Source organism: Oceanobacillus longus, assembly GCF_042650085.1.
Lineage (GTDB): Bacteria > Bacillota > Bacilli > Bacillales > Amphibacillaceae > Oceanobacillus > Oceanobacillus longus.
The window spans coordinates 25,453-35,955 of sequence record NZ_JBHSAO010000014.1 but is presented as its reverse complement, the minus strand read 5'-3'; the positions used below and the strand labels follow the sequence as shown (position 1 = coordinate 35,955).

At 36.4% G+C, this 10,503-nt stretch carries 13 protein-coding genes; 2 read left to right on the top strand and 11 right to left on the bottom strand.

The annotated features are described in order from the left end of the window. Positions 1 to 553: 553 nt before the first annotated feature. From ACFOUV_RS16790 to ACFOUV_RS16770, 5 genes are all read right to left on the bottom strand, one after another. A complete protein-coding gene (locus ACFOUV_RS16790; RefSeq protein WP_379497941.1) occupies positions 554 to 829 on the bottom strand; it encodes a YlbG family protein in 276 nt (91 codons plus the stop codon). A 92-nt stretch (positions 830 to 921) separates the two neighbouring features. Then, positions 922 to 1,359 carry a YlbF family regulator gene (locus tag ACFOUV_RS16785; protein ID WP_379497940.1) on the bottom strand — a complete coding sequence of 146 codons (438 nt, stop codon included), beginning with the start codon at positions 1,357 to 1,359 and terminating at the stop codon, positions 922 to 924. Positions 1,360 to 1,421: 62 nt separating this feature from the next. Further along, positions 1,422 to 1,655 (bottom strand): YlbE-like family protein, encoded by a 234-nt coding sequence (locus tag ACFOUV_RS16780; protein WP_379497939.1) that lies wholly within the window; start codon positions 1,653 to 1,655, stop codon positions 1,422 to 1,424. Between the two features lie 11 nt (positions 1,656 to 1,666). Continuing rightward, positions 1,667 to 2,059, bottom strand: a complete 393-nt coding sequence (gene ylbD, locus ACFOUV_RS16775) for a spore coat protein YlbD (RefSeq protein WP_379497938.1) — start codon at positions 2,057 to 2,059, stop codon at positions 1,667 to 1,669. Positions 2,060 to 2,174: 115 nt separating this feature from the next. Further along, positions 2,175 to 3,245, bottom strand: coding sequence for a CAP domain-containing protein (locus ACFOUV_RS16770; protein ID WP_379497937.1), 1,071 nt, complete (start codon positions 3,243 to 3,245; stop codon positions 2,175 to 2,177). 221 nt (positions 3,246 to 3,466) lie between these two features. Between ACFOUV_RS16770 and ACFOUV_RS16765 the strand changes: the two genes are divergently transcribed. Then, positions 3,467 to 3,832, top strand: a complete 366-nt coding sequence (locus tag ACFOUV_RS16765) for a YugN family protein (RefSeq protein ID WP_379497936.1) — start codon at positions 3,467 to 3,469, stop codon at positions 3,830 to 3,832. A 115-nt stretch (positions 3,833 to 3,947) separates the two neighbouring features. Continuing rightward, on the top strand, positions 3,948 to 5,006 hold the full coding sequence (gene ytvI, locus ACFOUV_RS16760) for a sporulation integral membrane protein YtvI (protein ID WP_379497935.1): 1,059 nt from the start codon (positions 3,948 to 3,950) through the stop codon (positions 5,004 to 5,006). Positions 5,007 to 5,050: 44 nt separating this feature from the next. Here ytvI and ACFOUV_RS16755 read toward each other — a convergent pair whose 3' ends face one another. From ACFOUV_RS16755 to coxB, 6 genes are all read right to left on the bottom strand, one after another. After that, positions 5,051 to 5,506 (bottom strand): DUF420 domain-containing protein, encoded by a 456-nt coding sequence (locus ACFOUV_RS16755; RefSeq protein WP_379497934.1) that lies wholly within the window; start codon positions 5,504 to 5,506, stop codon positions 5,051 to 5,053. Between the two features lie 51 nt (positions 5,507 to 5,557). Further along, complete coding sequence (gene ctaG, locus ACFOUV_RS16750; RefSeq protein ID WP_379497933.1) at positions 5,558 to 6,454, bottom strand: cytochrome c oxidase assembly factor CtaG; 897 nt, start codon at positions 6,452 to 6,454, stop codon at positions 5,558 to 5,560. Positions 6,455 to 6,594: 140 nt separating this feature from the next. Further along, positions 6,595 to 6,915: a cytochrome c oxidase subunit IVB gene (ctaF, locus tag ACFOUV_RS16745; RefSeq protein WP_379497932.1), complete on the bottom strand. Its 321-nt coding sequence runs from the start codon at positions 6,913 to 6,915 to the stop codon at positions 6,595 to 6,597. A 3-nt stretch (positions 6,916 to 6,918) separates the two neighbouring features. Further along, entirely contained in the window at positions 6,919 to 7,542 is a 624-nt protein-coding gene (locus tag ACFOUV_RS16740) for a cytochrome (ubi)quinol oxidase subunit III (protein ID WP_379497931.1), read from the bottom strand. Between the two features lies 1 nt (position 7,543). Continuing rightward, the gene (gene ctaD / locus ACFOUV_RS16735; RefSeq protein WP_379497930.1) at positions 7,544 to 9,394 is read right to left on the bottom strand and encodes a cytochrome c oxidase subunit I; all 1,851 of its coding nucleotides are present in this window, start codon (positions 9,392 to 9,394) and stop codon (positions 7,544 to 7,546) included. 41 nt (positions 9,395 to 9,435) lie between these two features. Further along, positions 9,436 to 10,488, bottom strand: a complete 1,053-nt coding sequence (gene coxB / locus ACFOUV_RS16730) for a cytochrome c oxidase subunit II (RefSeq protein WP_379497929.1) — start codon at positions 10,486 to 10,488, stop codon at positions 9,436 to 9,438. Positions 10,489 to 10,503: the final 15 nt, after the last annotated feature.

The following is a 10,503-nucleotide window of genomic DNA, read 5'->3' as shown; positions in this document are numbered from 1 at the left end:
TACTGTACGTTGCCATAAACCTAACCCCCATAAATTATTTTTACTCTAACTTATGGGGGTCAGGTCATTTCCGCGGGCGGCTGGTGAGCCTCTTCATGCTGACGCATTTCAGAGTCTCACCTATGCCTTTCCTCCCGCTGGAGTCGTATATTTCCCAGAGCTGGAAGGTTGCTGACAATGACTACACTTGCTAATAGATAAAATAACCTCCTACAGCTTCACCAGTCCGGATGAGCGAAGGGCGGTGACTCCTGCGGGAACAAATGTTTTCGGTGGGGCGAGTAATCGCAGTCCCAGCACGTGTCCGAAGACCCCGCAGAGTGGTCTTCTCGAGGAGGCTGAGGCCGTGCCCGCGGAAAGCATCCGCCCATAGCGATTCCGGACGGCAGCAAGAGCACATTTATCCTGAAAATATATCTAAAGTTACTTCGCATTTTATCTCAACTGCGAGGTTTCTATAGCAATAAACATCTCGAAAAGAGCATTGCCTTAAAACGAACAGGCGACTAAAAAATAAAAAACCTTTATGAATCCATTTTCGATTCACAAAGGTTTAAATACCCATTTTATAATCATATTGCTTCGCTTTGTCAGGTTTAGCATTTTCAAAGTCAGTACGTATAAAAGGTTTATAGGATCTCTCAATTTTGGAAACAAAAGAATGCTTCATCATTTTAATTTCAACTTCCTCTATTTCTGCTTGATCTACATAAATGATTGCATATCTTAGTTTCTTGGAAGTATAAATTAAGTTTCCATATCTTTTCAATTGTTTTATGTTTTTCATATGTTGAAACCATACGACGATTCCCTGTCGATTCGTATTCATCACAATCCTCCGTTTCTTTCGGAATTTAATTTCATACTTGAAAAGTAACTACCTTCAGAAACTTCCTGAAGGCAATAACTTTTCTTTTAATGCTATGAAGCACATCCACAAGCTCCACCACTGCCACAACCGCAACTACTATCATTAAGAGCAGCTCCGTCTTTAGGTGATTTAATCTGTACACTCACACTATTAGCAACAAACTGACTTATTTCATCTAGTAATTTTTGGAGATTGCGCTCTGCTATTTTGAATGCAGCTACGTTATCATTCATATCCATATCCCTTTTCGCGGAACGAACATTTTTCATAATATTATAGTAATCCGGGTGATACCTGCCAAATCGCTGTACATCATCATATTGGTCTTTCATATCTGAAAAAGCTTTGATAAGCTTTTGTGCTTCTTTATTTTCATCGAGTTCAACACGGGTTTTTTGATAAGCTTCCATAACGTCAGAATTCATAACCATCTTCCCTAGCTGCTCTGATTTATCGAGAATATCTACATATTCCAATGTAGCTATCATGTATAACACCTCCACTATTATATATACTATCATTTAATTACTGGAATGAAAATATATTGTATTTAATCCTTCATTGCTTTTGCTACTTGAGCAAGCATATTAATCATCTGAATTTGGTTGTTTAAATTTTCGATTCTTTGTGGAAATGTTTTGCCATAAAAAAATTTGGCTTCCTTTTCCATCTCCTCTATTCTTCCCGGATTTCTTGATAAATAACGATACCAGACTGGATTATACCTCACAAATTCAGCAAGCTTTGGGTTTTCTGTTAAATATTGCTTAACGATTGGGTCCATTTATGATCACCTCAATCCCTCATCCAACTAAAAGGATCTTTCGGAAGCTGTTCCTTTTTTTGAGAACCTTTGAACTGTTCCATCATTTCCTGAATAGTAGCAATTCCTTTGCTTAATTGATCGACCTGTCCTTGTACTTTATTTATATCTAAATTTGATGTATATTTCAGCAGTTGACTAACCAATTCAGAATCCTTTGCAGTACTCTTATCTACTTTTTCATTTAATGGTTCATCTTTATATTTTTCCCAATGTGAATCGTCTTCTCCAAGTAGTGCCCATTGTTCATAATACTCCTGCCATGACCTTCCACTCTTTCTAACCTCTCTTAGCAAAAGTGGGTGTTTATTTATGAAATTTTTAAATGCAATTACTGTTGGATGTAATTCCTCCAATTTTTTCACCCCTTTAATTAGTCATTTATACTATTTAATTTATGCGAGATACCTACGAATGTGCAGAAGTACAATCACGTAAAAAATCTCACTTGGTAAAATCACCAAGTGAGTAAGTATTTCTTTATAATGGTTTTCCAAGGAAATTCTGGGTGTAGTAAAAACGATATACACCCACTCCTATATGTGTGTATTCATCATTGAAAAGTGCTTCACGATGCCCCTCACTATTTAACCAACCTTCCATAGCAGCAGGAGCATCAGGGTATTGTGCCGCAATATTTTCTCCGGCTGCAGTATAAAATACACTTTCCACTTCTAAACGTTCTTTAAGTCCATTTCCATTCAAGCTATAATGGGAAAAGTAATTATTTTCTGCCATATCTTTACTGTGTTGATATGCAACATTGCTTACACTCTCTTCCCAATCGAGTTTATCAATTCCATGCTGATTACGCATTACATTGGTAATATCAACTATTTGTTGCTCCATGCCCTTTTCTATCTTAGCCCATTCATCTTCCGTTAGTTCGGGCTCATTTGGCAGTTTTCCACGATATTCTATCTCATAAGGTCGATGTTTTAACAACGTATTCGCCGATAGAATTCGGAGCGAGGATAATTTACTTGTAAACGTATCGAAATAGAATTGAATAAACGTATTATCATTTATTTTGACTAGTGGTCTCATCCTTAAATCCTCTTCAGAAAGACGAAAGGTATAGGTTGAGATTCCTTCTTTGTAGGTTACTTCGTTCGTAAAGTTAAAATGATGACGGATGTCTTCATAAGCTTGACCTACATGGACCGGTTTTGTTTCCAATTTTTCTCCAGTCGCATAAATTGTTATTATCTTATTATCTTCTATACCAAATTGAATATATTGGGTAGCTGTATCCCTGTAAACCCACCATTCATAGTCATAGGCACTTTGATCAACTCTACTAGGCTCCCCTAGATGACCTGCTAACTCCTGTTGTGTTTTACCTATCCAACTGAAAATATCCCCTTCCAGTGGAATGGATGACACCGTTTCTTCTGGTACTATTTTTGATTGTAAATCATTTCTCTTCTCTTTAGCTACATTCGTTATATTGCTGACTACTTCTTTAGGAGAAGTCTCTGCACTTTCGATAAAGTAAAAAACAACTATTGCGATCAATGTTAGAGATATAATATTCCGGATTATACGCATCGAATACTTTCCCCTTATCTATTTTATTCGTATAATTAATACTATGAAATTTAACTGTATATATTCTCTTTTCCCTATTAATTAATATATTATCTCTTTACAAGGAGAAATAAAATAATAGTTTTACTATTATTTAGTATAACAATATCGTTTTTAATTGCATATTAAGCGTTTTCGTACTATTATTAATGTAATCAGGACTAATACATGAGGTGAATAAAATGAGATTGGAAAATACCGGTATTGAAGATTCAGTTGTTGAATTAAAACCTTTAGACCATTTAACTGGGAAACATGCTTTTATTCGTGCAGGACAATGGGATTACGAAAGGGTTACTTACGATTATAAGATTGGTTCAAAAGAAAAAAATATTACATATTACATTCGTATTCAAGGTTATGCTATCGAAGGAAATGTAGATACTGGCAATGCGGTTATTAAATTAATGACACCACTATTAGGTAAGCATTATTATCCACATGGCGTTGAGTATGGAGAAGGCGAGAACTTCCCAGAGACATTGATTGAACGTGCTCAAACGATTCTTTCAAAAGTTGCTGAGGAAATTCATCAGTATAAAAGATAAGCAACCTTATAGGTAAAAACCAACTGTCTGGTATCATCTTGTACAGTTGGTTTTTTTAAAAAGACACTTAACCACCACATTTTAAATAAAGTAATGAAAGGAGACAAGCTTCCCCTTGTTTCGAAATATAACTAAACGTCATTGGACCCTTATCTTTTTAGTAATCTTATTACTAATTTTTATCTTCTTTATCCTACCTATTTCAATCCCATTAGTAATTGCATTGCTTACTGCCCTTATATTGAATCCTATCATTCGATTCATTCAGCAGAGGTTAAGAATAAGTCGAAGAACATCTGTCATTTTCGTTTTCCTCTTATTTCTGATTTTAGTGGGGACTATTGGTACCTTTATCGTAACGAAGTCTGCTACTCAGCTAGTAATTTTTGCAGAATCAGTACCTAGTTATGTCAATCAACTTAATAACATATACAGTAAATGGGAAGCTGATTTGTATCGGTATTCGAGCACGCTCCCGATCGAGTTCGTTAACGAGATATCTGCAAGTATTGAGGGTAGTATAGCTTCCGTGAGTACTACCATTAGAGAAATAATCACACTGGACAACATTGCCAAGATTTTTGCTAAAATACCAGACTTCCTAATTAGTTTTATTGTTTACATGATTGCATTATTTCTATTCATGCTTGAATTGCCCATGATAAAATCTAATTTATACGGCTTACTTAGAAACGAGACAGCCGAAAAGGTATCATTCATGAATACAAGATTAACCAGTGTGTTATTTGGATTCTTCAAGGCACAACTTTTGGTTAGTATTGTCATTCTAGCAGCTTCGCTCATCGGTTTATACTTAATTGTACCTGAGGTAGCATTAATCATGTCACTGATCATCTGGCTGGTTGATTTAATACCTATCATTGGTTCCATTATCATACTTGGGCCTTGGGCTCTATTTATGCTATTGACTGGTGATACTTCGACTGGGATTCAATTAGCTATTTTGGCTATCATATTACTAGCTATCAGACGTACAGTAGAACCTAAGGTAATGGGTCAGCATATTGGGCTATCACCACTTGCAACATTGATATCAATGTTTATTGGACTGCAACTTTTAGGAATCCTTGGTTTCATTATTGGACCTGTACTTGTAATTGCATTTACAACAGCTAAAGAAGCCGGAATTATTAAATGGAATATAAAAATATAAAAGGTGAGAGCAATATTTATTGCTCTCACCTTTTATTGTAATTCTTAAAAACCAAAAATTGCTTTCAACATACTAGTTGTTTCTCCGCCATCATAAATAACATAAAGCAGGAGATACACCATAACACCGGTAATTGCTGTAAAGAACCAAATGATGCTTGTAACAGGCCCAATCTTTCTATGTTTTTCTATATTTCTTTTAAGTGCCAATGTTATTGTTACAATACCAAAAACAGCACCAGTTGTAGCTAAAATAATATGAAAGACTAGGAAAATTGTATAGTAAATTTCAATATTATCTGGCCCACCAAAACTTGTATTTCCAACAAAAATTGTACGGGACACATATATAATAAAGAATAATATAGCACTTACAGCAGCAGAAAGCATCACCTTTTTATGTGCTTTCTTTTTCCCCTTAGAAATTAACACCCACCCTATTGCAACAAGAATTGCACTCAATGCAATAAAGAAAGTACTAATTGTCGGTAAAAAAGGCATAATGTAAACAAATCCTTTCTTGGAAGTATCTACTTCCCCTCAAAATATTAATTATTCAACTGTTTCAGGAGCCGGATCAATTTTAAGACTCTCCTTGGAGAACCATTTAAAGAAAATAGATCCTAATACTACACCATATATTATTTCTTGCATAATTTTCATGATTATACCACCCAATTGCTGGTCCTCAACAGTATCCATTGATGTAAACATTTCAGGACCTGATAGAGCGGAGGTCAATCCTTGAAGGACGTCACCAGGAACACACAAACTCAGTGCCTGAATCCAGGATCCATCCTGTGAATATGCAGCAAACATCGGTTCCGATGCAAATATAATCAGAACGCAAGCAGGTGTAATCAATACACTATTTGCAAAAATATACCCGATTTTCAACAGCGGCTGTATTTTATCCAATTCTTTAATCGGCGCAATTAATGGAAACCAAACGATAAAGGAAGCAACAAATAAAATAATTGAAATAGATGTATGTGCAACTATCGATGATTTTGCGAAATCGAAAACAACTGGTATATGATACAGTGAGAAAAGTGTGTTGAACAGCAACAATGCAATAAGCGGTTTTGTCAGTAATTTAAAAATAGGCTTGATTACTGGAGCATTAATCACTTTTCTCCAAACCCATTCAGGAATACCTTTCAACATCAAAATAGGTACTACTAATAAGTAAATGGCCATTTGAATCATGTGCGCAGTTAGTGTGATATGGGTAAGCAAATCAATTGGTGACCCTTTCACGAGATACAATAATAATAGGGATACATAAAACAGAACCTGTTGGTTAGCCGTTGGTTTTTCCTCGCCGCCAAATTTAGAACGATATGGCCCGGTAATGAGATAATACAATACTGCCAAAGCTAAGATAAAAACAAAGTAAAACGGACTCCATAAAGCACGAAAGCCAAAAATTTGTAATTCTAACCACATAATATTATCACTCCATTTAGCTGACTATCCTCACATTATACATTAAAATTTACTTGTTACTAACATAGAATGTGACGATTTAGCAAAAAAAGACCAGGAAACAAATCCTGATCTTTTTTCATCATTAACTTTTTTAAAACTTACCACCACGTAATTGCTACAAATGTAAGAATCACTAGAAAGGCAACAAAGATACCACCATACATCAACGATGCAGGAACTTCATGTCCTTTATCTTTCATATGCATAAAGTAGTAGAATTGAAATCCTACTTGTACAAGAGCCAATACAAGAATCAATGGGATCACAAAAGTAGAGCTGACTCCCATCATGACTGCAAAAAATGCAATCATCGTAAAGAAGATCATTAATGCAAATGTAACAATTTGCTTTCTCATTTCATCTTTGTTCTTTTCTTTTTGGAACGAATTAATTTTGCTGGTATTCGTATTATCCGTCATAAATTAACTCACCATCCCCATCAAGTAAACAACTGTAAAGATAAATACCCATACAACGTCGATAAAGTGCCAATACAATCCAAAAGTATTATATTTCGGAGCATTGTAAAGACTTAAACCTCGTTTCGCATTACGTACCATAATCGAAATCAGCCAGCTGAGACCAAAAACTACGTGACCTCCGTGGAATCCGACCAATGCATAAAAGGCTGAACCAAATGCAGAAGATCGGAAAGTAAATCCATACTCATGAATATAATGAGCAAACTCATAAATTTCACAAGCTAGGAAAGAGATACCGAGTAATGCAGTAATCCCAAACCACAGTTGCATCTTTTTAAAGTCATTATTTTTCATATGGTATATTGCATAAACACTAGTTAATGAACTAGTCAATAACAGAATAGTCATCAGAAAAACAAGTTCAAGTCCGAATAAATCCTGTGTTGACGGACCACCTGCAGTTGAATTTTTTAAGGCAAGGTAAGTACCGAATAAACAGGCGAATAGAACTGTTTCTCCTCCAAGGAAAATCCATAAACCTAAAAATTTATGTTTCCCTTCCATTGTTGCTTTGGAAGGATCTTGTGGCATTGTTTCCGGATTCAAGGAGTGATCATGACTCATATCAATCATCCTCCCTTTCAAGTTCTTCTTTTGTAATATGATGGCCGTGATCATCTTTCAATGATCTGATTAGCATACTACCCAATGCGATAGCCATACCAACATAAACAACTAGTAACCAAGTTTTATGATCAGACTGATAAATGAAACCTAAAGATGCGACAAAGAAACCAAATGTCATTATCAATGGAAGTATCGAACCGTTCGGCATATGGATTTCGTCCAATGGCTCTGCTGGTGTCATTTTTCCATTTCCTTCTGTTTTTTCAATCCATAATGGATCAAGTCCACGAACTAAAGGCAATTGTTTGAAATTGTAATGGGCAGGCGGTGAAGAAATCGTCCATTCCAATGTACGTGCATCCCATGGATCAGCAGGTGCCTTTTCACCTTTGACAGCAGTGTAAACAACATTAATTAAGAATACAATGACACCAAAAGTCATAAAGAACGCACCAATTGTACTAATCAAGTTACCAGTATCCAACCCTTGATTCTCTAGGAATACCCAGTAACGACGTGGCATACCCATTAAACCAAGAAAATGCTGAATAAAGAATGTTAAATGGAAACCGATAAAGAATGTCCAGAATGCTAGTTTACCCATTCCTTCATGAAGAATTCTTCCAAACATTTTTGGCCACCAATAATGCATCGCAGCCAATATTGCAAATACTACCCCACCAACAATAACGTAGTGGAAGTGAGCAACAACAAAATAAGTATCATGATATTGATAATCCGCTACAGATGAGCCAAGCATTACCCCGGTCATTCCACCAATTGTAAATGAAGGAATAAAAGCCAGTGTCCAAAGCATAGCAGAGTTAATTGTAATACTCCCTCCCCATAAGGTTAAGAGCCAGTTAAATATCTTGATACCTGTTGGAACAGCAATAGCCATCGTAGCTACAGCGAAAATCGAGTTTGCTACAGGTCCCAGTCCAACCGTAAACATATGGTGAGCCCATACCATGAAACCAAGGAATGCAATGAGGAACGTCGCAAAGACCATTGCAGTGTATCCAAATAATCGCTTTCTTGCAAATGTTGGTATGATTTCACTGAAAATACCAAATGCTGGCAGAATCAGTATGTAAACTTCAGGATGTCCAAATATCCAGAATAAGTGCTGCCATATAACTGTATTTCCTCCAAGCGCTACATCAAAGAAGGCAGTACCAAACATACGATCAAACATCATTAAAAATAGACCGACAGTCAGTGCTGGAAAAGCAAATAATGTAAGAATACTTGTCACGAACGTAGTCCATGAAAATAATGGCATGCGCATATAGGTCATACCTGGTGCACGCATTGTAACGATTGTTACAAGGAAGTTAATCCCACTCATCAACGTCCCTGCACCAGACAATTGGAGACCCATCACATAGTAATCTATACCATGTCCTGGTGATTGTAGTGAAAGTGGTGCATAGTTAGTCCATCCAGCATCTGGTGCGCCAGTAAACCAACTAAGGTTTAAAAGAATCCCACCAGAGAAAAATAGCCAGAAGCCAAGTGAGTTTAAAAATGGAAAAGCAACGTCACGTGCTCCTATTTGCAATGGCATAATATAGTTCATTAAACCAAATAATATAGGTGTTGCCGCAAAAAATATCATTGTAGTTCCATGCATTGTAATCATTTCATTGTACAAACCTGCACTGATAAAATCATTTTCAGGTTTTATTAATTGAATTCGTATAATAAGAGCTTCCAATCCGCCGAGCAGGAAAAAGAATCCACCACCAATTAAGTATAAAATACCGACCTTTTTATGGTCTACAGTAGTTAGATAATCCCATAGCACCGCGCCGAATCCTCTCTTTTGAGTAGTTGCAATACTCAAAGCATAAACCTCCCTTTTGTGTCTTTCATCCCATATATAATTTAGTTCCCAGCACTCTCAGGTGTTATTTCAGAGGGCTTTAATTGCATTAAGTATTCAGCAATACTATTAGCTTCTTCTTCCGAAATGCTAGGATAAGCACCTGTCATTTTGTTACCAGGTTTAATTGACTCAGGGTCCATAATCCAATCGACAAGATTTTCTTTTGTTGGTTCAAGAATACCCGCTACAGTTGAGCGATCACCGAAATTTGTAAGGTTTGGTCCTGTTGCTGCAGGTGAAGATCCAATTGCATGACAAGCCACACAGCTGTTAGCTTCAAATAGTTCTTGACCTTCTTGTGCTACAGCATCTTCCGGCACTGATTCCGGATCAACGCTCTGCATATCTGAAACCCATTGATCGTACTCTTCAGGGCTTACGACTACTACTTTAAAGTCCATCAGTGAGTGTGAAGGCCCACAAAGTTCAGCACATTTCCCCCAATAAACCCCTTCTTCATTGGCCTCAATATACATCGTATTTACATTTTCTGGATTAACATCCATCTTACCGGCAATCGAAGGAATCCAGAATGAATGAATAACATCTGAAGATTGCATATTTAAGTAAACTCTTTCGCCAGTAGGAATATATAAGTCCTGACTAGTTACAATTTCTTCACCAGCATAATTAAAATGCCACCAGTATTGATTACCAGTAACTTCGACATTAATATGCTCACTTGCCTGTGAATCATCTGCTAAATCAAATGTCGCAAACACCGTTGGTACAGCGATGAACAAAACAAGAATAATAGGTATTACAGTCCAAATTGTCTCCAATTTGTGATTTCCTTCTACTTGTTTAGGGATGAAATCCTCCTGTCCCTTCTTCTTACGGAATCGCACTAGAGCAATCACATAAATAAGCATTACGACTATAAAGACTCCAATCATAATCATTAGCGGGAACACAATTAAATCCATCGAAACTTCTGCACCATATCCCTTTGGTTCAAGTGCGGTTAGATTTTCTTTACCACAACCGGCTAAAAACAATGCCAGCATTGTAAAGAGTAATAATGCTTTAGATTTTCCCATCCAACCTTTCATGTATTAATACCTCTC